This is a genomic window from Nocardia alni, assembly GCF_019038435.1.
Taxonomy (GTDB): Bacteria; Actinomycetota; Actinomycetes; order Mycobacteriales; family Mycobacteriaceae; genus Nocardia; species Nocardia alni.
Window position 1 is genome coordinate 38,822 of record NZ_JAGPOX010000026.1, and the last position, 22,273, is coordinate 61,094.

Sequence of the window (22,273 nt, forward strand, 5' to 3'; positions counted from 1 at the left end):
ATCTGCCGACCGAAATCGTATACCCAGTCGACGATGTCCGCGTCAGAGCGGAATCAGCGGCAGCCAATGTGCCAGTTCACCTGCGCGAATACCCGATATGGTGAGCGCGGCGGACTCGACGGCCGTCGCGTAGTCCAGCAGGCCCGTCGCCAGCAGCAGCCAGGTGCGCGGATCTGTCTCGACCACGTTCGGCGGAGTGCCTCGCGTGTGGCGGGGACCCTCGATGCACTGCACCGCCACGAACGGCGGCACCCGGACCTCCACCGAGCCGCCCGGAGCCGCGGCCGCCAGCGTGCGCGCCGTCCCCCGCACCGCCTCGGCCAATTCGGTTCGGGCGGGGGGTGGGGCGGACTCGTCGCGCAGCCATTCGCTCACCGCCAGCACCGCGACCCGCACCCGGGCGGGGTCCACCTCTCCTCGTCGCACCACACCGCCGAGGGTAACCGGAGACACCGACAGGGCCGCGTGCGCGCGGATCACTTGACCGCGCGCTCGAAGTCCTCGGCCAGCTCGATCTGCGTGCGGATCCGTTGTTCCACATCCGGATTCCAGTCCGGCGGCGGCAGAACCGCGGCCCAGCCGTCCAGGACCAGGCTGCCGTAGTTGTGGCCGTGGCCGTCGCTGACGCCCTGGGCGTTGGTGAGATCGGCCGCCACCTGCCAGAAGGTGACGAACGGCCACCACCGCATCTGCGTGGACACATCCGGCCCGCGCCGCTCGGACAGCCAGTCCGGTTGGGAGAAGATCAGATCCGGGGACCACCACACGATCGGGTCGGAGGCGTACTGGAGGTAGGCGATGCGGGGCTGACGCCAATCCGTCGAGGGTTTGGTCAGATCCGCGGCGTCGGCGGCGAAGCGGACCACCAAGCCGTCGGCGTAGACCGGTTCCACCTGCCGGGAGCCGGGATCACGGCGGGCGACGAACTGACTCCACAGGCGGTTCGAATTCGGCGGGCCGACCCACAGCGCACCGTCCACCCGGTCCCGCAGATCGGCCATTCCGCCGAAGGCCGCCTCGGATCCCTGCGACCCCAGCGACTCCCCGTACACCAGAAGCTTCGGCCGCGCGTCCGCCGGGCGCTGTGACCAGGTTCGGTAGATCGCGTCGAACATCGCGCGCCCCGACTGCGCCACCTTCTGCCGGTCCGCCAGGAACGACAGCACGCTGGGCAGATAGGAGTACTGCGAGGCGATGATCGCGGTGTCGCCGCCGTACATGTACTCGATCGCATTGGCGGCCATGGAATTCACCCAGCCGGTGCCGGTGGTGGTGACGATCACCAGCACCTTGCGATCGAAGGCATGCGTGCGGTCGAGTTCGGCGACCGCAAGATCCTCTTGGCTCTCACCGCTTTTCGTCGAATCGAGTCCGACGTATGCCCGGATCGGCTCGAGCGCGGGCTTTCCCGTGACGGCGCTGATCCGGAAGGCGTCGGGACCGTGCGAGACGAACCACCGGCCCTCCGAGCCGAGGGTGTCCCACTTCGCCAGCGACGCGGGGCTTCCCGAGCGTCCGGGGTCCTGCGGCTGCACCGCGTACCGGGTCACCTTGTCGTTGCGCACGCTGAACGCGGAGTTCGCCACCGCGAAGAAGGCCCGCGTGGCCACGCCGTTGAACAGCGTCACGACCAGGATCACCAGCACTCCCGCGCCCACGGTCGGCGCGAGCTGCGAGGGCACCCGCACCCAGCGGCTCAGCAGCCGGGCCAGCAGGCGCACCACGTAGCGCAGCATCCGGTAAACCCCGACCGCCAATATGCCCACCAGCAGACTCAACCCGCCGGTACGCAGATATCCGGAGGTCGTGGTGCCCGCCATATCCATCAACGCGTAAATCTGCCGCTGCCAATCGGCCGAGAGCACCAGCATGTATCCGGTCACCAGAACGCACACCGCCAGCACGGCGAATTTCACCGCGTACCGCACCCGCACCGCCGGCGCGCCCCACGGCAGTTTCGGCCGGACCCAGCGGCGGAACGCCCATGCGAAGACACAGCCGACGCCATATCCGATCGCGGCATTCACACCGCTGATCAGACCCTGGAACAGCCAGTCGCGCGGTAACAGCGAGGGCGTCACCGACCAGGCGAAGAACACCGTCGCCACGACGAGCCCGACATAGTTCAGGCCTATGATGTCCTTTTCGATGCGGCGCAGTATCTCCGACCCGCGCCGGACGGCGACGATACCGCGCGAGCGCGGCGTGGTCGGAGCCTCGGCGGTGTCGGGCACCCACCAAGTATGGCCGTCATGCCCCCGAAACTCGGGGATGTCACTGGTGTGCCAGCGGTGACTACGGTGACTACGCGCGATAAGTACCTGTCGTGCTCGAGTAGTTGTACGCAGGCCCGCACAGCCCGCACACAGCAGACTCATTGCCATGGGAACACCCGATACACGGCAGAAAAGCAGTGCGGCATTTCTGGTGCAGGCCGCGATCTCCTTCGGTGTCAGCTTCATCGCGACCACCGCCGGGGTCGTCTACCTGCCGCTGGATATGTGGCAGCGCGGTTTTCTGCTGATCTCCGAGTTGTTCCTGGTGAGCAGCGCTTTCACCCTTGCCAAGGTGGTACGCGACCAGCACGAGGCGACTCGTGTGAACCACCGCGTCGACGAGGCGCGGCTCGAAAAACTACTGGCCGAACACGACCCGTTCAAGGCCTGAATCGTGCCGCGCGCCGAACTGATGCGGCGCGCGGCGCGCGACCCCGAGGGGCATCGGGATCGCGGCGCGGCGGTGAGCTCGGCACGAGGGGTCCGGGCTCACCGCCATCCCACCGCAATCGTGCGGTGAGCCCGGACTGTGGAGGGGATCGGGCTCACCGCCGCTGTTCCGCTCAGCCGAACAGCCGATGCAAAGTGCCTTCGTGCGCGGCGCGCAACTCGTCCAGCGTGACCGAGAACTGGCCCTGTACCTCGACCGAATCCGAGCCCTGGTCGACCACACCGATGCGTACCCAGGGCAATTCGCGCGCGGTGCACATCTTGGTGAAGCGGGCCTCCTCCGAACGCGGCACGGCGACGAGCACCCGCCCGGCCGATTCGGAGAACAGCGTCACGAACGGATCGGCATTCTCCGGCAGCAGGATCCGGCAGCCCGTCTCACCGGCCAGCGCCGCCTCGACCACGGTCTGCACCAGACCGCCCTCGCTGACATCGTGTGCGGCGCTGATCAATCCGTCCCGGGACCCGGAGGTGAGCACCTCGGCGAGCAGCTGTTCGCGGGCCAGATCGACCCGCGGGGGCACGCCGCCGAGGTGGTCGTGCTCGACCTGCGCCCAGATGGATCCGTCGAGCTCGTCGCGGGTGTCGCCCAGCAGGATCAGCGTCTCGCCCGGTTCGGTGCCCAGGCCGGTCGGGATGCGGCGGTGCACATCGTCGATGACGCCGAGCACGCCGACCACGGGCGTGGGCAGGATGGCCGTCTGCCCGGTCTGGTTGTAGAAGCTCACATTGCCGCCGGTGACCGGGATGCCCAGGGCCGCACAACCGTCCGCCAGGCCGCGCACGGCCTGCTGGAACTGCCACATCACGCCCGGATCCTCCGGCGAGCCGAAGTTCAGGCAGTTGGTGACGGCCTTCGGGGTCGCGCCGGTGGTGGCGACGTTGCGGAACGCCTCGGCCAGCGCCAGCTGCGCACCAGTGTACGGGTCGAGCTTGGTGTAGCGGCCGGAGGCGTCGGTGGCCAGCGCGATCCCGCGGCCGGAGGTCTCATCGATGCGGATCACGCCGGCGTCGGCGTGTTCGGCCAGGACCGTGTTGCCACGCACGTACCGGTCGTACTGCTCGGTGATCCAGCGGCGGCTGCACAGCTGCGGGCTGGCCAGGAGCTTCAGCAGCGTGGCGCGCAGTTGCGCACCGGACGCCGGGCGGGGCAGCGACGCGGAGGTGTCGGCGATCAGCGCGTCCTGGGTGTCGGGACGCCGCACCGGGCGCTCGTAGACCGGGCCCTCGTGCGCGACGGTGCGCGGCGGAACATCCACCACGGTCTCGCCGTGCCAGGTGATGACCAGATGCTCGCCGTCGGTGACCTCGCCGATCACCGTCGCCAGGGTGTCCCACCTGTGACAGACCGCCATGAACGCGTCGACGTTCTCCGGCGTCACCACCGCGCACATGCGCTCCTGCGATTCGCTCGACAGGACTTCCGCGGGAGTCATATTGGCCGCACGCAGCGGCACGCTGTCCAGGGCGATACGCATGCCCCCATCCCCGGCGGCCGCCAGCTCCGATGTGGCACAGGACAATCCCGCGCCGCCGAGATCCTGGATGCCGACCACCAGACCGGCCGCGTACAGCTCGAGGCAGCACTCGATGAGCACCTTCTCGGTGAACGGGTCGCCGACCTGCACGCTCGGGAGTTTCTTTCGGCCGGTGCCGGATTCGTCGCCGGAGAAGGTATCCGAGGCTAGCACCGACACGCCGCCGATGCCGTCGAGGCCGGTCCGCGCGCCGAACAGAATGATCTTGTTGCCCGCGCCCGAGGCGAACGCGAGATGCAGATCCTCCACTCGCATCACGCCCGCGCACAGCGCGTTCACCAGCGGATTACCTTGGTACGACGAGTCGAAGACGGTCTCGCCGCCCACATTCGGCAGGCCGAGCGAGTTGCCGTACCCGCCGACGCCGCGCACCACGCCGTCGACCACACGCCGGGTGTCGGGATGATCGGCCGCGCCGAACCGCAGCTGATCCATCACCGCGATCGGGCGCGCGCCCATGGCCATGATGTCGCGCACGATGCCGCCGACACCTGTGGCCGCGCCCTGATAGGGCTCCACGTACGAGGGATGGTTGTGGCTCTCCACCTTGAAGGTGACCGCCCAGCCGTCGCCGATGTCGACCACACCGGCGTTCTCGCCGATCCCGGCCAGCATGGACTTGCGCATCTCGTCGGTGGTGGTCTGCCCGAAGTAGCGCAGGTGCACCTTCGAGGACTTGTAGGAGCAGTGCTCGCTCCACATCACCGAATACATCGCCAGCTCGGCGTCGGTGGGGCGGCGACCCAGGATCTCCCGGATGCGGGCGTACTCGTCGTCCTTGAGTCCCAACTCCTTGTAGGGCTGCGCGGTATCCGGGGTGGCCTCGGCGGCGCTGACGGTGTCGACGTGGACAGTCACGGTGAGTACCAGGGTCCTTTCGGCGGGCATGCGAAGGCCGTGAGCCAGAGGCTGGGAGCGGCGGATACTGCCCGCAGTCTAATGCGTGGCAAACGCGCGCCCGCAGACGGAGTGTTGTTGACACCGCCCGGACACCCGCGTTACCCAGGGCTGTTGGCCGAACGGGCTACTCTGGCCCCGTGAACGAGCGTTCCAGGGTGGTGGATCCGGACGAATTGCCCGCGACGACATCAGCAGGACCGTCCACCACCGGCCTAACGGCTCGGCAGGTACGGCTGCTGACGATCGCGGTCGCGCTGTTCGTCGTCTCCGCGATCGTCTGCATGGCGGCCGGACTCTGGAAGGGCTATATCGACCTACAGGTCTATCGCAACGGCGCCCGGGTCTGGCTCGACGGCGGCAATCTCTACGGCCCGATTCCGAAGGTGTTCGGGCTCGGGCTGCCGTTCACCTATCCCCCGCTGGCCGCGCTGCTGTTCGCACCGCTGGCCGTGATGCACCTGTACGTCGCGGAGTGGGTGATGCTGGCGCTGTCGATCGCGTGCCTGGCCCTGACCGTGTGGCTGGTGTCCGTGCGGCTGCGCCCGCGCATGGACTCGCCGACGCGCCTGGCCCTGGTGATCGGCGCGGTCGCGCTGTTCGGATTGTCCGAGCCGGTCCGTCAGACGTACAACTTCGGGCAGATCAACCTGCTGCTGATGGCTGCCATCACCCTGGATGTGCTGATGCGCAAGCCCTTCTGGCCGCGCGGCATGCTGATCGGCATCGCGGTATCGATCAAACTGACACCCGGCGGGTTCCTGCTGTACTTCCTGATGCGGCGGGATTGGCGCGCGGCGACCACCCTGGTGCTGTCCGCGCTGGGCGCGGTCGCGGTGGGCTTCGCGCTGTTCCCGCACGAGTCGTCCCAGTACTGGTTCCACACGGTGCTCGACACCGGCCGCATAGGGCAGCCGTCGTTTCCGGGGAATCAGTCGCTCAAGGGAATGGCGTTCCGGCTAGGTGTGTCCGAGCACACCGCCGATACCGTCTGGATCGTGTTGTCGGTGATCACGATCGCGCTCGCGGCCGTACTGATGGCGCGGCTGTTCGCCGAGGAGAAACGGGCGCGGGCCGATCCCGCCGACGCGCGATCGGCCGCGCCCGCGGCGCCCGCCGCGCAGCTCGCCGCGCTGATCGTCAACGCCGCAGCGGTCCTGCTGGTTTCGCCGATCTCCTGGTCACACCACTGGGTCTGGGTGAGCTTGGCCGCGATCGTGGCCGCCGACGCCATCGACCGCGGACGGCACGAACGACACAGCCGGATATTCTTCCAGCTTTCCACCGCCGCGATCGCGGTGATGTTCATGGTGGGACCGCAGTGGCTGCTCCCGCACCTCGACGGGCGCGAGCGCGGCTGGTCCCTGTGGGAGCAGGTCATCGGCTCGAGTTCGGTGCTGGTGACGTTCGCGGTACTGGTGGCCGCCACCGTGGCCTACCGGCCGATCTACCGCCCCTCGCCGGCCAAACCGCTCTCCGGGGTCAGGAACGCGGCCAGCGCCGCCGAGTAGGCGGGCACGTCGGCCGCGCCCATAAGTTCGCGCGCCGAGTGCATGGCCAGCTGAGGCGCACCGACGTCGACGGTCGGTATACCGGTGCGCGCGGCGCTCATCGGGCCGATCGTGGACCCGCACGGCAGGTCGGCACGGTGCACATACCGTTGCAGCGGGACCTGCGCCTGCGCGCAGGCCAGGGCGAACGCGCCGGCCCCGAACGCGTCGGTCGCGTAGCGCAGGTTCTGGTTCACCTTCAGCACCGGGCCGCCGTTGACCTGGATCCGGTGTGCGGGCTCGTGCCGCTCGGGATAGTTGGGGTGCGTGGCGTGCGCCATATCGCCCGAGGCCAGGACCGAACCCGCGAGTGCGGCCAGGTATTCCGAGCGTCCGCCGCCGCGGGCGAGCACGATGCGCTCCAGGATCGAGGACAGCAGATCGGACTGCGCACCGCGATCGGATTGGCTGCCGACCTCCTCGTGGTCGAACATCGCCAATACGGGTGTCGCACCGCGCGGTTCGGCCGCGGCGGCCAGGAAGGCGTGCAGTCCGGCGTAGCAGGTGCCCTGGTTGTCCAGGCGCGGCGCGCTGACCAGGTCCAGGTCGCGGCCGACCAGCCGGCTGGGTGTCAGGTCGTGGGTCATCAGCTCCCAGCCCAGGATCGCGGCGGGGTCGATCTCGGCCCGCTCGGCCAGATATCCCAGGAATGATCGCGGTTCGCCGCCCACGCCCCAGACCGCGTTGACGTGCCGCTGTGGATCCAGGCTCACCCCCTTGCGATCCTCGGACAGGTGGATCGCCAGCTGCGGCACTCGCAGAATCGGCTCGTCGATGCGAATCAGCCGCTGGGACACCGCATTTCCGTCGCGAACCGACAGCCGCCCGGAGACGCCCAGTTCCCGGTCCAGCCACGAGTTGAGCCAGGCGCCGCCGTAGGGCTCCAGGCCGACGAGCTGCCAGCCCGCCGAGGCCAGATCCGGATGCTGCTTGACCCGCAGATTCGGGCTGTCGGTATGCGCGCCCACCACCCGGAACGGCCACTGCTCCGCCGTGCCCGACCAGGCCACCAGGGATCCGCCGCGCACCACGAAGAAATCGCCGGTCGCGCCCTGCGTCCACGGCATCGCCTCGGGCAATTCGCGGAATCCCCGCGCCGTCAATTCGGTGGCGACGGTGTGCACGACATGGAAGGGCGAGGGCGAGGCGTCGATGAAAGTACACAGTCCGGACGCCGTCGCAGTAGTCGAGACGGGCCCACCCGTCGCCCGACCGCCACCTCCCACTGAATCGCTACGCGATGCTGTCATACCCGGATCTTATGGGGACGATCAGCCGGCGGGGTGGGTGAGCTCAGCGTCAATCTCCGACAGGGACCTCCGCCACCAGCTCGAGCAGGCGAAGCAGCTCGGTATGGTTTCGGCCGCCTATGCGCTTGCGCAACTGTTCCTCGGCCCGTGCCTCCTCGGCACGCACCGATTCCACCAACTCGACCCCGCGCCTGCTCAACCCGATCAGAATGCGACGACGATCGTCCTCGGCGGCGATGCGGAAGATCAGGCCGCGTTCGGCCAGCGCATCGGCATGCCGGGTGGCCGACGAGGGCGGCAGTTGCGACCTCGACGCCAGCTCGGTCATCGTGATTCCGACCTGATCGGACAGATTGGACAGCATCGCCCAGTGATCGGGTGTAAGTTGCCTAGCGCACAGGGCTGTGTCGAGGTGACGCAGCCAACGGCGTTCCGCCGCGCGCAGCGCTCCATGCAGCGTAGAAAACCCGCTTACAATGGTCGACATATTTTCTTCCGCCCATTCAATTTTCAACTCGGACGAGAAGAAGGGTACCGAATGTTGCCGTACTTTGACCGTCCGGATGATGTGACGGAAGTCCTCAATATTATGCCCCTTCAAGGGACTGCCGGAATTGTCGCGCCTTCGTGCGAGGCGGCAATGGCCCTCGCGGTGGAGGAGATCAACGGGAGCGATGGGATTCTGGGGCGCCCCGTGCGGGTCACCACCATCGATGGCGGCCGTGCGCCGTGCGAGGTCGCGCGGGAGGTCTCGGCCCTGCTGGCCACCGGCATGATCGACGCGATCACCGGCTGGCACACCTCGGCGGTGCGCCGCGCGGTGGCTCGCGCCGCCGACGGGCGGGTGCCATATCTGTTCGCGACCATCCACGAGGACCTGCCCGACGAGGGCCCGGGTGTGCTTCTGGTCGGCGACAGCAGCGCCGGGCACATCCTGCCCGCGATGCGCTGGCTGCACGATCAGTTCGGGGCCACGCGCTGGGCGATCGTCGGCAACGACTACATCTGGCCCCTGGCCACCGCGCGGGCCGTGCGCGCCGCCCATCGGGGCACGATCACGCTGGAACACTACGTTCCCCTGGGCACAACGGATTTCACCGAACTCCTGCGCGATCCGCGGCTGGACCGCGCCGACGGCATCGTGCTGCTGCTGGTGGGCAACGACGCGGTGCGTTTCAACCAGCAGTACGCGCGAACCGGCCGGTCCGCTCACCAGGTGCGGATCAGCCCGGCCATCGATGAGACCGTCCTGCTCGCCTCCGGGGCCGCGGCCAACGAGAACCTCTACGCGATCTCGAGCTTCTTCCCGGACACCTCCGAGGACCCGGACCGGCTGGAGCGCTACCACCGCCTGCACGGCCCGTTCGCACCCCAGCTCACCTACTTCGGCAACACCGTCTACGAGGCGATGCACATGCTGCGGTCGATGGCCCATACGCTCGGCTCGTTCGATGTGCGCCGCATGCACACGGCCTTGGCCGAGGGCCTCCTGCTCGATTCCCCCTCCGGCGGAATGATCTTCCAGGACAACCACGCGGTACCGGCACGCGGCCTGATCGCCCGCGCCGAGGGAGTGAACCTGCGCATCCTGGATACCTTGGAGCACTTACGCATGCGCTGAGCCAAAGCTGAAATCAACACGAGTCACATTGTCGTTCCGACACGCCCACCATTACTATTTCGCGCACATCATGGTCATTTTCGCGGACAGTCGTCCCGGCATGCTTGTGGCCGGGATCCACGCAGCACACCCCGCCATTCCGGCGCAAGCCTGCCGAAAATGACGGGGTGTAACGGATATTCGGGTTCTCTAGGCCGATACGAGAGTGTCGACCACCGACAGGAACATCCCCAGACCGTCGTCGCTGGGACCGGTCAGGGGTTCGGTGGCGTGTTCGGGGTGCGGCATGAGGCCGACGATGCGGCCGTTCGCCGAGGAGATTCCGGCGATATCGCGCTGCGAGCCGTTCGGGTTCTCACCGGAGTAGCGGAACACCACGCGGCCCTCGCCCTCGAGCTCGTCGAGCACCGACTCGGTGGCCTGATAGCGGCCCTCGGCGTTCTTGACCGGGATCAGGATCTGCGCGCCCGGCTCGTAGCGGGAGGTCCAGGCCGTATCGGTGCGCTCGACGCGCAGCCACTGGTCGCGGCAGACGAAGTGCAGGCCCTCGTTGCGGGTCAGCGCGCCGGGCAGCAGCCCGGCCTCGCACAGCACCTGGAAGCCGTTGCAGATGCCCAGCGTGGGCATGCCCCGCCCGGCGGCCTCGACGACCTTGCCCATGACCGGTGCGAACCGGGCGATGGCGCCGGCGCGCAGATAGTCGCCGTAGGAGAAGCCGCCGGGCACGATCACCGCGTCGACGTTTTTCAGGTCGGCGTCGGCATGCCACAGGCTGACCGCCTCGGCTCCGGCCAGGCGTACCGCGCGGGCGGCGTCGACATCGTCGAGGGTGCCCGGGAAGGTGATGACACCGATGCGTGCCATCAGAGCCGGACCACTTTCCACTCCTCGATCACCGTATTGGCCAGCAGGCCCTCGGCGATCTGCTCGAGCTCCGCGTCGCTGACGCTCTCATCGATGTCGAGTTCGAATCGCTTGCCCTGCCGCACATCCGCCACACCCGGGAAACCCAGACGTCCGAGCGCACCGACGATGGCCTGACCCTGCGGATCCAGGATCTCGGCCTTCGGCATCACCTCGACCACGACTCGTGCCACGCGACTAGCTCCTCACGCTGGTGGGGGGTTACCCGCACAGCGTAATCGGCGCAGCTCTCGCACTCAGCGCCGGGTACTGATCACGAGCGAGGCGTCCGCCGGCGCGATTAAAGTAACCACATGCGCATAGCCCACTTCGGTCACTCCTGTGTTCTCGTGGAATTCGACGGCGTGAAGATCCTGTTCGACCCGGGCAATTTCTCCCACGGATTCGAGGGCGTCACCGGCCTCGACGCCATCGCGATCACCCATCAGCATCCCGACCACATCGACCCGAACCGGATCGGGCAGCTCATCGAGCAGAATCCGCAGGCCCGGCTGCTCAGCGATCCGCAGACCGCTCAGCTGCGCGACGAACCGTGGGAGGCGGTGCACGCGGGCAACGTGCTGACGCTCGGCGGCATGCAGATCACCGGCGGCGGCGGACGGCACGCGGTGATCCACCCGGAGATCCCGGTCATCGACAACACCGTGTACCAGCTGGGCACCCCGCAGGATCCGGCGCAGTTCGTGCACCCCGGGGACTCCCTCTGGGTTCCGCCGAGTCCGGTCGGCGTGCTGGCCCTGCCCGCCGCCGCGCCGTGGATGCGCATGAGCGAGGCCGTGGACTACCTGCGCGCGGTATCCCCGCGCACGGCAGTGCCGATCCACCACGGCATCATCGAATCCGCCGCCCTGGGCATCTATTTCGGCCGCTTCGAGGAAATGCGCCCGAAGACAACGGAATTCAAGCTGCTGCCGACCGAGGGCGATCTCGAGTTCTGAGCGTCAAGCGACAAAGCACCTCCATACGAACGCAACCACCGACGTGCCCAGCGGCGAAGCGTCTCTGTGCGCCGGAAGTCTCAGGCGGAGGCAATAACAGTGGAGTTTTCGGCGCGGCGTGTCGGTCGGGTGCCGCTGCGTAGGCGACGAAGGAGCAAGCAGCGGTGCCCGACCGACACGCCTTCGGGCGCCGAAAACCCGCCGGAGCGAAGCGGAGGCCGAAGACTCAGTACGTCGCCAGGAACAGCGCCTCGGTGAGGGCGATGTTCTCGATCTCGGTGGGGTGCACGCTCTCGTTCGGGGCGTGGATCAGGCAGCTGGGCTCCTCGACGCCGATCAGCATGATCTCCGCGCCCGGATAGGTCTCGGCGAAGACGGTGCACAGCGGGATCGAGCCGCCCTGGCCCTGGGTCGTGGCCGGTGTGCCGTAGGCCGCGGCGAAGGCCCGCTCCAGCGCGTGACGCGCCGGGCCGCTGCTGCCCGAGCGGAACGGCGCTCCGCTGGCCTCGGCCTGCACCGTGACCTTCGCGTGCCAGGGGACATTCGATTCCAGGTGTGCGGTAAGGGCTTTCAGCGCCTGCGCCGGCTCGATGCCGGGCGGGATACGCAGGTTCAGGCGCGCGGCCGCCGACCCCTGCACGGCCGCCGACGAGCCGACCACCTTCGGCGCATCGATGCCCAGGATCGTCAGAGCCGGTCGCGCCCACAGCATGTCGGAGACCGTCCCGTCGCCGAGCAGTTCGACGCCGTCCAGGACGCCCGCGTCGGCGCGGAACTGCTCGACCGGATATTGCACGCCGTCCCAGACCTGATCACCGGCGAGCCCGGCCACCGTGGTGTTGCCCTGCTCGTCGCGCAGCGTGGCCAGCAGATGCACCAGCGCGGCGAGCGCATCGGGCGCGGCGCCGCCGAACATTCCCGAATGCATAGGTCCGGCAAGGGTTTCCACGGTGACGATAACGTTCACCGTGCCGCGCAGGGTCTGCGTAAAAGTGGGCACCCCGACCGCGAAATTGCCGCAGTCGCCGATCACCAGCGCGTCCGCGCGCAGCAGTTCGGCGTTCTTCGGGACGAATGCCTCCATCCCGCCGGTGCCCTGCTCCTCGGACCCCTCGGACACGAGTGTGATCCCTACCGGAAAGTCCTTGCCGTCCAGGCTGTCCCGAAGCGCACGCAATGCCGTCAGATGTGCGACGACGTTCCCCTTGCAGTCGGCCGCACCGCGTCCGTACCAGCGGCCGTCCCGCTCGGTGAGCTGCCACACCGGCGTATCCCAGGCGGCCTCGTCCAGCGGCGGCTGCACGTCGTAGTGGCAGTACAGCAGGACCGTCGGCGCCCCGGGGGGCGCGGGGTGCCGCGCGACGACGGCCATACTGCCGTCCGGGGTTTCGTGCAGTCCCGCATCGGTCAGGCCCACCTCGGCGAACGCATCGGCGACCCACTGCGCGGCCCTGTGGCATTCCTCGGGCGGGAACTGCCGTGGGTCGTGCACCGACCGGTACGAAACCAGTTCGGCCAGGTCGGCTTTCGCCCGCGGCATCAGCGACCGCACCCGCGCGCGCAGCGCCGCGGTCCGGGAATCGTCCGTCATATCGCATGTCTCATTTCTGTCGTCCGGCCCAGCGTGTCTCATACCCAGCGTATTCATCGCGACGCCCCGCACAGGAAATGGCGGGTCACTTTCCCGGCGCCGACATGCGGCTTCACGATGGACATCACCTGATCGATGATGCTCTGATAGTCCACGACGTGGAGTACCCGCGGCAGCTGCGCTCACCAGGAGATGACGATGCCCGACACACCAGAGTCCGACGATATTTTCACATTGCCCGCGCTCGAATGTGGCGCCCCCAAATCCGGATTCCCGGAGACCGAGATCCTTCCCCAGGCCGCCTATCAGATCGTGCATGACGAACTGCTGCTCGACGGCGTCTCCCGGATGAATCTGGCGACCTTCTGCACCACCTGGGTCGAGAATCACGCCCGTCGGCTGATGGACGAATCGATCGATAAGAACATCGTCGACAAGGACGAATATCCGCAGACCGCCGAGCTGGAATCGCGCTGCGTGCGAATGCTCGCCGATCTGTGGAACTCCCCCGACCCGACCGCGACGCGCGGCACCTCGACCACCGGTTCCAGCGAGGCCGCCATGCTCGGCGGGCTGGCCGCGAAATTCCGCTGGCGTAAGCGCGGCGGGCGTGGGCTACCGAATTTCGTCTGCGGCCCGGTACAGGTGTGCTGGGAGAAATTCGCCCGCTACTTCGACGTCGAGATCCGGCAGATCCCGTTGCGCGGCGACCGGCTGACGATGCACCCGGACGACATCGCCGCGCACTGCGACGAGAACACCATCATGGTGGTGCCGACCTTCGGCCAGACCTTCACCGGACTGTTCGAGGACGTCGCCGGGATCAGCCGCGCCCTGGACGACCTGCAGGCCCGCACCGGCCTGGACATTCCGATTCACGTCGACGCCGCCAGCGGCGGATTCCTCGCGCCGTTCACCGCGCCGGATCTGGTCTGGGATTTCCGGCTGGCGCGGGTCAAGTCGATCAACGCCTCGGGACACAAGACGGGCCTGGCGCCGCTGGGCGTTGGCTGGGCGATCTGGCGCGAGGCGGCGGACCTGCCGGACGAGCTGATATTCAACGTCGATTATCTCGGCGGCAATATGGCCACGTTCAACCTGAATTTCTCCCGCCCGGGCGGGCAGGTCGTCACCTCCTACTACGAATTCATCCGGCTGGGCCGGGTCGGATATACCCGGACACAGTCCGCGACGTACTCGGTGGCCCAGCGTCTGGCGGCCGGAATCGAGAAACTCGGGCCGTTCGAACTCGTCCACGACGGCGAACCGCTGCGCGGCATCGCGGCCGTGTCGTGGCGCCTCGGCGGCGACCAGACCTACAACCTCTACGACCTGTCCGACCGGTTGCGCACCCGCGGCTGGCTCGTGGCCGCCTATCCGCTCCCGGCCGACCGCCAGGACGAGACGATCATGCGGGTGCTGGTCCGGCACGGATTCAGCTACGACATGGCCGATCTGCTGCTGGCGGATATGGGCCGAGCCCTGGCCCAGCTGGACAAACACCCGCCCAGCAGTTCACTGTCCCGCGAGGAATCGGGCGGATTCACGCACAGCGCGACTCCCCGGGTGTCCACCCCCGAGATACAGCGCCGCCGGGCAGAACGGATGCACACCGGAAAACCGGGCACCCAGGACGGATAGCGAGAGGCTTTCGGCGGGATCCATGGGCGCGCAGGGTCACCGTGGATCCCCGCCGAAAGCGCGCCGGGAAGATCAGGCCGCGCGGGTGACCGGGACGAGGGGCTCCCAGCGGTAGACCTCGGGCGCCGCGCTGTGGAACAGCGCCAGGTCGACGGCGTCCAGCATGGCCTGGCGCGGCCCGGGACGGTCGAGTTGCACGGCCGAGATCGCCAGGCGCAGAACGCCGCCGCGCCGGGCCGTGCGCGCGGCGCTCATCACCAGTGCGTGACACCACCACGGCTCGGCGCGGAAGCCGTCGCCGATGCCGTGCACCCAGGCCCGCTGCGCCGTGTCGCGCTCCAGATCGTGGATCGTGGTCAGGCTCAGCGCCAGCCGGAAGCCGACCTCCGGCAGCGCGGCGATCGCGCCCTCGGAGGCGTTCCAGCGCGGCGCGGCGAACAGCCGGGTACGCAGGCCCACCTGCTCCATCACCCGGTCCGCGGCCATCAGCCGCAGGCGTGCCTCATGCCGGGGCAGCGCGGCGAATTCGGCCCGGCGGCGCTTGGTCGCGGCCTGGTCGTAGCCGTGCAGCACGATCGCGTCGCCCGCCTCGCGGCGCGCGCGCAGCCAGTTCTGGGTGGGCGCGTCGTCGACGAGCCGGTAATGGCCCTTGAGCCGCGGGGCCACCAGCAGCGACAGCGGGACAGAGCGCTTGTCCATCTCGGCGGCGAAGACCTCCGCACGCTCCCGTGTGGTATCCCGGATACCCGAGATCGAGACGATCAATTGCCGCGAGCTTCCTAGCATGACCCGACTCCCCTGTCACTACTGCCGATGATCTCCACGGTGGCCGACGCAGATGTCTGCCCCGTGCAGCGCGAGTGACGTGCCGACGAATTCGCGCTACCGAAACGGCAGCGGCTCCGCTACTCCGAAACGGTCGCGCATCATAGGATCGACCGGGTGAAAACAGTACTGCTGACGGCGCTCGCCGTCCCACTGATAACCGCCATACCCGTTGTCGCCCACGCCGATCCGGGCGGGCCGCCCGCTATCTTCACCCCGAAGCAGGAGTGTGACACCGAACGTGGCGCATATAACGCCATTCGCAAGCAGCTGCCGCCGGGCGCCACGCCGGAACAGATAGTCGACGCCCAGGTGAAACTGCTGACCGACGAGGGCGCCTACAACGGGCTCCGACCGGGGACGGCGGCCAACGACCGTACGGCGTTCTTGGAACGCGTGCACCGGTGTCACATCGCATAGCGCCTCGACGGACGCCGACGATGACCTACCAGCCGAGTACCACGATCAACAACGGCAGATATTGATCGATCACATGAACAACTGCCACATCCAGTAAACAACTGAGTAAATTATCTCGGGGGGTGACGGTGTACGTGTTTCATTCATTACATTCGCTTCACACGCACACCGTTACCGCGATACATTGCGGCGCGTGAAAGCAGCAGCCCTCACTGTCCTGACGGCAGGTATCGTTTTGTTCGCCCCCGCCTTCGCGCAGGCCCAGGCGCCCTCGTCGCCCATCCCGAATATCAACCCCACCCCCGATCAGATGTGTGACAACACCCAGCAGATCGTGAACACGGTGCGCGCCAAGCAGCCGAACGCGACTCCGGATCAGATCGCCACCACCTACGACCAGATGATGGGCCAGCGCCTGCCGGTCATCTACGGCGCCTTCCAGGGCCAGCAGCACCAGCAGCTGCTCGAGCTCATCCACGCCTGCGGCATCAAGTAATCCCACGCCCGCGGCCCGCCGCTCTCCACTCTGGCGGCGTATCCATCTCAGATGTGCTGATCTCGTCGTTCCGGTAAGCAGGAACGACGAGATCAGCGGAATGCTCGCGTCAGCGGCCCCCGAGCCCGAGTGTGTCCAGCACCCAGGCGTATTCGAACGCGACTTCCTTCCATTTCTCGTAGCGCCCGCTCACGCCGCCGTGGCCGGCGCTCATCTCGGTCTTCAACAGCAGCTGGGCGTGACCGGTCTTGGTGGCGCGCAGCTTGGCGACCCATTTGGCCGGTTCGACGTACAGCACGCGGGTGTCGTTGATGCTGGTGATCGCCAGGATCGCGGGATAGTCTGCGGCGCGGACGTTCTCGTACGGCGAGTACGACTTCATGTACTCGTACACCGCGGGATCCTCCAGCGGATTGCCCCACTCGTCCCATTCGATCACCGTCAGCGGCAACGACGGGTCCAGGATCGAGGTCAGCGGATCCACGAACGGCACATTGGCCAGGATCCCGGCGAACAGCTCCGGCGCGAGGTTGGCGACCGCACCCACCAGCAGCCCGCCCGCGCTGCCGCCGTCGGCGATCATCCGATCCGGCGCCGTCACTCCGGTATCAATGAGATGCCTTGCGCAGGAGACGAAGTCGGTGAAGGTGTTCTTCTTGGTCAGCGTCTTGCCGTGCTCGTACCACAGCCGCCCCATCTCGCCGCCGCCGCGCACGTGCGCGACCGCGAACACCATGCCGCGATCCAGCAGTGACAGCCGGGCGACCGAGAAGCTCGGGTCGATGCTGGCCTCGTAGGACCCATATCCGTAGAGCAGCAACGATTTCGGCTCGTCGATGATCGCGCCCCTACGCCACACCAGCGAGATCGGGATCCGGGTGCCGTCCGCCGCAACAGCCCAATCACGGTGCTGCTCATAGTCGTTCGGGTTGTAGCCGCCGAGCACCGCCTGCTCCTTGCGCAGCAGCAGCTCACCGGTGGCGGGCACGTAGTCGAACACCTGCATGGGCGTGATGAACGAGGTGAGCCCGAGCCGCAGCGTCGGCTGCGCCCACTCCGGATTGCCGCCGACACCGGCGGTGAACAACTCGAGCCCGAATTCCAGTTCCTTCAGCTCGCCGTACCCGTCGACGGTCAACGGCCACACCGCGACTCGCGGCAGCGCCGCGCGCCGATACGACAGCACCAGATGGTCGGCGAAGCAGTCGATGTCCTCGAGCCGCACGTCGTCGCGATGCTCGATCAGCGTCGTCATCGCGGCCGGGTCGTCCACGGGCGCCTCGGCGAGCACGAAATTCTCGGCCTTGACCGTCGTGCCGCGCGGTCCGGGCACGGTGTCGTTGTGCAGGATCAGGAATCGGTCCTGCCCGCCGATGATCGCGTGTTCGGCCGAGTACTCCACGCCCTCGCGGCGCGGCAGCAGCACCCGGAACTCGCCCTCGGGATCGTCGGACTCGAGGACCCAGCCCTCGGAGGTGATCTTCGAACCCACCCAGATCATCAGGTACCGCTCCGAGCGGGTGGCGCCGATGCTCACCCAGTAGCGCTCATCGGGTTCGTGGAAGACCTGCACGTCCTCGTCGTTCGGCGTGCCCAGCCGGTGCCGCCACACGGTGTCGGGACGCCAGGACTCGTCGACGGTCTGATAGAAGATATGGGTGCCGTCCAGCGACCAGGTGGCGCCCGGCGCGGTGCCCGGAATCTCGTCGGCCAGATCCTCGTCGGTCCGCAGATCCTTGAAGCGCAGCACGTACCGCTCGTCGCCGGCGTTGTCCACCGAATACGCCAGCATCGTGCCGTCGTGGCTGATGGAGAACGCGCCCAGGGCGAAGAAGTCGTGGCCTTGCGCCAGCAGGTTGCTGTCCAGGAGTATCTGCTCGCCCGGGATGGCGTCGAGGGCCCCGGACTGGACGACGTCGAGTTGCGGCGGCGTCCAGTCGTCCGGGTTGTCGATCCGGCGGCGGCAGTGCACGCCGTACTGCTTACCCTCGTAGCTGCGTGAGTAGTACCAGTACTCGCCCATGCGGGTGGGCACCGACAGATCTGTCTCCTGGGTGCGGGACTTGATCTCGTCGAAGATCTTGTCCCGCAGCGGCTGCAGGTGCGCGGTCTGCGCCTCGGTGTAGGCGTTCTCCGCCTCCAGGTAGGCGACCACTTCGGGGTCGTCCTTCTCGCGCAGCCATTCGTAATCGTCGACGAAGGTGTCGCCGTGGTGCGCACGCCGAACCGGCGCGCGCTTCGCGATGGGCGGCGTCACCGCGGACATCGCGGTGGATGCCGCCGTGTCACCTGCGTTCGAACCGATACCTCTGTCGAGAGCCATAGGCTCCACCGTAGTAGGCGCGGCCGGGGACACGCCGATGGCTCCCGGCTCGGCGACCCGCCCTCTCGCGGCCTAGGTACGGCCGGTTGTGGGTGGGACGGGACGCCGGGCGTCCATCAGGAAGTACAGGGCCGCCTTGCGGCGCTGACATTGATCCGGTGGACAGGTGCGGTGGATGTGCAGGATGTTGTGTGCCTGCTCGACGGTGAGGTGTACGGGCACTACCGCGCAACTGTCGAAGACGGGTGCCATGAGTGCTCCATCCTTTGTCGTGCGTCGCGGTGGTGCGGCATATGACCGCCACTAGTCTTCGGTGTTTCCGTTGCGGTTACCGGATAAACCATGAGAAATTTGCGATTCTCCGGGATAATGCCGCCGGATGCACTACGGTGTCGAACCCTTGTCATTCGAATGATGAGCGACCGACCGGTTCGCTGAATGTTGTCCACGATCAGCGAACAGCGCCCCCTCCGGCCCCGCGGACCCGCTACTGTCGTAGATCTACGCCCCACCCGATCAGGCCACGCGAAAGCGATTACCGCCGATCGGTTTTCGGATCGGCAATTTCCCCTAGAGATCACATAGGAGTACCCGAAGTGGAACAGAAGAACCGTGAGATCAACCCCGATGCCGTCTGGCACCGCAGCGGCGACACCAGCGGTGTCGAGGTGGCCTTCCTGTCCAGCGGCAATATCGGCCTGCGCAACGGCGGCAACCCCGAGGGCCCGGTGCTGATCTTCACCCCGGGCGAATGGAATGCCTTCGTCCTGGGCGCCAAGGACGGCGAGTTCAACCGTCCGACGGTCTAGCGCATCCAGCCCGGCGGCTCACGCTCGCCTGGCAGCGGGCGGGCGGTGACCTACTCCGGCACGGCCCGCCGCAACGCCCCGCGGATGGACGCGGCCAGGTAGTCCAGATCGGCGCGCGGCGGTGTTCGCGGCCGGGCGCGCAGCCCGAAACCGTCACCCGGGGTGCGGGGAATGACGTGCAGGTGCACGTGGAACACCTCTTGCCCGGCCGTAACCCCGTCGGCGAGAAAGAAATTCACGCCGTCGCAGTTCACCTCGCTGGCCCGCAGCGCCGCCGCCACCTGCTGCCCGACGCGGAACAGCTTGCCGCCGAGTTCGGGATCCAGTTCGGACAGGCTGCGCACGGGCGACTTCGGGATCACCAGCACGTGGCCGGACGTCACCGGGCGAATGTCCATGAACGCCAGCACATCCGCGTCCTCGTACACCTTGGACGCCGCCGCCCGCCCGGCCACGATATCGGCGAAGATCGTGTAAGGGTCCATCCGGCAAGGCTAGTACCGAGGGCCTTACGGAATCGGCGGGCCTTACAGAATCGGCGCGGGCGTGTACTTCGCGGCCTCCGGATTCGCGTCCACCAGCGTCTGCACCTGCGCGACGACCCGGTCGACCTGATCCTCGGCGGCGCCGATGAATGCCGAGCGGTCGGCCAGCGCGGCGTCCAGGGCCGCCCGGTCCAGCGGCATGCGATCGTCGGCGGCCAGCCGGTCCAGCAGGTCGGGCTCGCGGCCCTGCTCACGCATGGCCAGCGCGACCGCGACCGCGTGCTCCTTGATGACCTCGTGCGCGCTCTCCCGGCCGACCCCGGCCCGTACCGCGGCCATCAGGATGCGGGTGGTGGCCAGGAACGGCAGGTAGCGGGTGAGCTCGCGCTCGATCACCGCCGGGTAGGCCCCGAATTCGGCGAGCACGGTCAGGAAGGTCTCCATCATGCCGTCGACGGCGAAGAAGGCGTCCGGCAGCGCGACCCGGCGCACCACCGAACAGAACACGTCGCCCTCGTTCCATTGCGCCCCAGCCAGTTCCGCGGCCATGGACGCGTAACCGCGCAGCACCACCTGCAGGCCGTTGACTCGCTCGCAGGACCGCGTATTCATCTTGTGCGGCATCGCCGAGGAGCCGACCTGGCCCGGCGCGAAGCCCTCGGTGACCAGTTCGTTCCCGGCCATCAGGCGCACGGTGTGCGCGAAAGACGAAGGGCCCGCGCCGATCTGGACCAGCGCCGAGAGCACGTCGTGATCCAGCGAGCGCGGATACACCTGCCCCACACTGGTCAGCACGGTGCCGAAACCCAGGTGACCGGACACCTTCCGCTCGAGCTGCGCCAGCTTCCCGGCGTCACCGTCCAGCAGATCCAACATGTCCTGGGCGGTGCCCATCGGGCCCTTGATGCCGCGCAACGGATATCGATCCCGCAGCTCCGCTACTCGAGTCAACGCGATCAGCACTTCGTCTGCCGCAGAGGCGAATCGCTTGCCCAGCGTGGTCGCCTGCGCGGCGACGTTGTGCGAACGACCGGCCATCACCAGCGACCGGTACTCCGCGGCGCGCTCGGCCAGCCGCGCGGCCACCGCGATACCGTGCGCGTAGACATGCTCCAGCGACAGGCGGATCTGCAACTGCTCCACGTTCTCGGTGAGATCGCGGCTGGTCATGCCCTTGTGGATCTGTTCGTGACCGGCGAGGGCGTTGAACTCCTCGATGCGCGCCTTCACATCGTGGCGAGTCACCCGCTCGCGCTCGGCGATCGAGGCCAGGTCGACCTGGTCGAGCACCCGCTCGTAGTCGGCGACCGCGCCCTCGGGGACGTCGATCCCCAGCTCCGACTGGGCCCGCAGCACCTCGAGCCACAGCCGCCGCTCGAGCACGATCTTGTGTTCGGGCGACCACAGCCGCACCAGTTCGGGGCTGGCATACCGGGTGGCGAGGACGTTCGGAACAAGGCTCACGACAGAGCAGTCTAATGACCGGCACCTGCGGGTTTTCCATGCAGGGGGACGGTGGGCGAACTCGGCGGGCCGGCGAACTCAGGGGCGGTGGGCTCCGGGAACGTAAGGCTGGATCGCATGCGACTGCACCGGATGCTGCGGTGCGGGCGGCGCGATCACGTCGATCAACTCCAGCAGGGCGCTGCGGGCCATGCGCCGCGGCTGCGGATCGGCCTCGGTGAGCGAGGCGACCACCGCGCCGTCCACCATCGCCACCAGCCGCCGCAGCTGTTCGGCTCGCACCACCCGATCGGACCGGCGCAGCACGTCGGCCAGCAACTCCTCGAGCTGGGCACGTAGTCGTAGCTGCACCTCGCGTAGCTCCGGATGCCGGGCCGAGGCCACCGAACGCTCGTAGCGCGCGATCAGCCGGCCGCGCGCGTACTCGTCCGGGCCGTCGGAGCCGACCAGCAGGTCCAGGACCAGATCGACGGTCGCGTCGGTACCGCGACGGCGATGCGGTATCTCGGCGACGCGCCGGCGCATCGACTCGAGTTCGGCGGTACCGCTGAACTCGACCGCGCGCGCGATCAGATCCTCGAGCGACTCGAAGTAATACGTCGTCGAGGCCAGGGGCAGATCCGCGCGAGTAGCCACCGAGCGGTGGCGGACGGCGTCGAACCCTCCCTCGAGCAACAGCTCGGCGGCGGCCGCGACCAATGCTTGGCGACGCCTCTCACCTTTCGGGGTCGTCGCGGTGATCACCGTGTCATCGTGCCAGTCATCATCGGTTCAT

At 67.8% G+C, this 22,273-nt stretch carries 22 protein-coding genes; 8 read left to right on the forward strand and 14 right to left on the reverse strand.

Features of this window, described 5'->3' with window-relative positions:
* Positions 1 to 42: 42 nt before the first annotated feature.
* Entirely contained in the window at positions 43 to 429 is a 387-nt protein-coding gene (locus tag JZ791_RS12880) for a sterol carrier family protein (protein ID WP_438804515.1), read from the reverse strand.
* A gap of 47 nt (positions 430 to 476) precedes the next feature.
* A complete protein-coding gene (locus JZ791_RS12885; RefSeq protein ID WP_308162901.1) occupies positions 477 to 2,234 on the reverse strand; it encodes an alpha/beta hydrolase in 1,758 nt (585 codons plus the stop codon).
* 148 nt (positions 2,235 to 2,382) lie between these two features.
* Between JZ791_RS12885 and JZ791_RS12890 the strand changes: the two genes are divergently transcribed.
* Positions 2,383 to 2,667, forward strand: coding sequence for a YiaA/YiaB family inner membrane protein (locus JZ791_RS12890; RefSeq protein WP_216894490.1), 285 nt, complete (start codon positions 2,383 to 2,385; stop codon positions 2,665 to 2,667).
* 172 nt (positions 2,668 to 2,839) lie between these two features.
* On the opposite strand, the gene purL is transcribed toward JZ791_RS12890, so the two are convergent.
* The gene (gene purL, locus JZ791_RS12895) at positions 2,840 to 5,122 is read right to left on the reverse strand and encodes a phosphoribosylformylglycinamidine synthase subunit PurL (RefSeq protein ID WP_216894539.1); all 2,283 of its coding nucleotides are present in this window, start codon (positions 5,120 to 5,122) and stop codon (positions 2,840 to 2,842) included.
* A 179-nt stretch (positions 5,123 to 5,301) separates the two neighbouring features.
* Here purL and JZ791_RS12900 point away from each other — a divergent pair, with 179 nt between their 5' ends.
* Entirely contained in the window at positions 5,302 to 6,672 is a 1,371-nt protein-coding gene (locus JZ791_RS12900) for a glycosyltransferase 87 family protein (protein ID WP_308162902.1), read from the forward strand.
* On the opposite strand, the gene JZ791_RS12905 is transcribed toward JZ791_RS12900, so the two are convergent.
* Both JZ791_RS12905 and JZ791_RS12910 read right to left on the reverse strand, forming a co-directional pair.
* On the reverse strand, positions 6,609 to 7,961 hold the full coding sequence (locus tag JZ791_RS12905) for a M18 family aminopeptidase (RefSeq protein WP_216894491.1): 1,353 nt from the start codon (positions 7,959 to 7,961) through the stop codon (positions 6,609 to 6,611). The genes JZ791_RS12900 and JZ791_RS12905 overlap by 64 nt on opposite strands.
* A 49-nt stretch (positions 7,962 to 8,010) precedes the next feature.
* Positions 8,011 to 8,562, reverse strand: a complete 552-nt coding sequence (locus JZ791_RS12910; RefSeq protein WP_254205636.1) for a MarR family winged helix-turn-helix transcriptional regulator — start codon at positions 8,560 to 8,562, stop codon at positions 8,011 to 8,013.
* A gap of 39 nt (positions 8,563 to 8,601) precedes the next feature.
* Between JZ791_RS12910 and JZ791_RS12915 the strand changes: the two genes are divergently transcribed.
* Complete coding sequence (locus tag JZ791_RS12915) at positions 8,602 to 9,582, forward strand: substrate-binding domain-containing protein (RefSeq protein WP_254205637.1); 981 nt, start codon at positions 8,602 to 8,604, stop codon at positions 9,580 to 9,582.
* 189 nt (positions 9,583 to 9,771) lie between these two features.
* Here the strand turns inward: JZ791_RS12915 and purQ are convergent, their stop codons facing one another.
* Complete coding sequence (purQ, locus tag JZ791_RS12920) at positions 9,772 to 10,449, reverse strand: phosphoribosylformylglycinamidine synthase subunit PurQ (protein ID WP_216894543.1); 678 nt, start codon at positions 10,447 to 10,449, stop codon at positions 9,772 to 9,774.
* Positions 10,446 to 10,679 (reverse strand): phosphoribosylformylglycinamidine synthase subunit PurS, encoded by a 234-nt coding sequence (gene purS, locus JZ791_RS12925; protein WP_216894494.1) that lies wholly within the window; start codon positions 10,677 to 10,679, stop codon positions 10,446 to 10,448. Before purS ends, purQ begins: the two co-directional genes overlap by 4 nt.
* Before the next feature lie 120 nt (positions 10,680 to 10,799).
* On the opposite strand from purS, the gene JZ791_RS12930 reads away from it, so the two are divergent.
* Positions 10,800 to 11,444, forward strand: coding sequence for an MBL fold metallo-hydrolase (locus tag JZ791_RS12930; protein WP_216894495.1), 645 nt, complete (start codon positions 10,800 to 10,802; stop codon positions 11,442 to 11,444).
* 226 nt (positions 11,445 to 11,670) lie between these two features.
* Here the strand turns inward: JZ791_RS12930 and JZ791_RS12935 are convergent, their stop codons facing one another.
* The gene (locus JZ791_RS12935) at positions 11,671 to 13,035 is read right to left on the reverse strand and encodes a dipeptidase (RefSeq protein WP_216894496.1); all 1,365 of its coding nucleotides are present in this window, start codon (positions 13,033 to 13,035) and stop codon (positions 11,671 to 11,673) included.
* 198 nt (positions 13,036 to 13,233) lie between these two features.
* Between JZ791_RS12935 and gad the strand changes: the two genes are divergently transcribed.
* The gene (gene gad, locus JZ791_RS12940; RefSeq protein WP_216894497.1) at positions 13,234 to 14,676 is read left to right on the forward strand and encodes a glutamate decarboxylase; all 1,443 of its coding nucleotides are present in this window, start codon (positions 13,234 to 13,236) and stop codon (positions 14,674 to 14,676) included.
* Positions 14,677 to 14,748: 72 nt separating this feature from the next.
* Here the strand turns inward: gad and JZ791_RS12945 are convergent, their stop codons facing one another.
* On the reverse strand, positions 14,749 to 15,462 hold the full coding sequence (locus tag JZ791_RS12945) for a DUF2334 domain-containing protein (RefSeq protein ID WP_216894498.1): 714 nt from the start codon (positions 15,460 to 15,462) through the stop codon (positions 14,749 to 14,751).
* Between the two features lie 156 nt (positions 15,463 to 15,618).
* Here JZ791_RS12945 and JZ791_RS12950 point away from each other — a divergent pair, with 156 nt between their 5' ends.
* Both JZ791_RS12950 and JZ791_RS12955 read left to right on the forward strand, forming a co-directional pair.
* Positions 15,619 to 15,921 carry a hypothetical protein gene (locus tag JZ791_RS12950; protein ID WP_216894499.1) on the forward strand — a complete coding sequence of 101 codons (303 nt, stop codon included), beginning with the start codon at positions 15,619 to 15,621 and terminating at the stop codon, positions 15,919 to 15,921.
* Positions 15,922 to 16,114: 193 nt separating this feature from the next.
* Positions 16,115 to 16,417: a hypothetical protein gene (locus JZ791_RS12955; protein WP_216894500.1), complete on the forward strand. Its 303-nt coding sequence runs from the start codon at positions 16,115 to 16,117 to the stop codon at positions 16,415 to 16,417.
* A 109-nt stretch (positions 16,418 to 16,526) separates the two neighbouring features.
* Here JZ791_RS12955 and JZ791_RS12960 read toward each other — a convergent pair whose 3' ends face one another.
* Both JZ791_RS12960 and JZ791_RS12965 read right to left on the reverse strand, forming a co-directional pair.
* Entirely contained in the window at positions 16,527 to 18,683 is a 2,157-nt protein-coding gene (locus JZ791_RS12960; protein WP_254205646.1) for a S9 family peptidase, read from the reverse strand.
* Between the two features lie 129 nt (positions 18,684 to 18,812).
* On the reverse strand, positions 18,813 to 18,992 hold the full coding sequence (locus tag JZ791_RS12965) for a hypothetical protein (protein WP_216894502.1): 180 nt from the start codon (positions 18,990 to 18,992) through the stop codon (positions 18,813 to 18,815).
* A 344-nt stretch (positions 18,993 to 19,336) separates the two neighbouring features.
* Here JZ791_RS12965 and JZ791_RS44965 point away from each other — a divergent pair, with 344 nt between their 5' ends.
* Positions 19,337 to 19,549, forward strand: coding sequence for a DUF397 domain-containing protein (locus JZ791_RS44965; protein WP_308162903.1), 213 nt, complete (start codon positions 19,337 to 19,339; stop codon positions 19,547 to 19,549).
* Between the two features lie 50 nt (positions 19,550 to 19,599).
* On the opposite strand, the gene JZ791_RS12975 is transcribed toward JZ791_RS44965, so the two are convergent.
* The 3 genes from JZ791_RS12975 to JZ791_RS12985 all read right to left on the reverse strand — a co-directional run bounded on the left by JZ791_RS12975 (position 19,600) and on the right by JZ791_RS12985 (position 22,242).
* Positions 19,600 to 20,034 (reverse strand): HIT family protein, encoded by a 435-nt coding sequence (locus JZ791_RS12975; RefSeq protein WP_216894504.1) that lies wholly within the window; start codon positions 20,032 to 20,034, stop codon positions 19,600 to 19,602.
* Between the two features lie 42 nt (positions 20,035 to 20,076).
* Positions 20,077 to 21,498: an adenylosuccinate lyase gene (gene purB / locus JZ791_RS12980; RefSeq protein WP_216894505.1), complete on the reverse strand. Its 1,422-nt coding sequence runs from the start codon at positions 21,496 to 21,498 to the stop codon at positions 20,077 to 20,079.
* A 78-nt stretch (positions 21,499 to 21,576) separates the two neighbouring features.
* Positions 21,577 to 22,242: a TetR/AcrR family transcriptional regulator gene (locus tag JZ791_RS12985; protein ID WP_216894506.1), complete on the reverse strand. Its 666-nt coding sequence runs from the start codon at positions 22,240 to 22,242 to the stop codon at positions 21,577 to 21,579.
* Positions 22,243 to 22,273 lie beyond the last annotated feature (31 nt).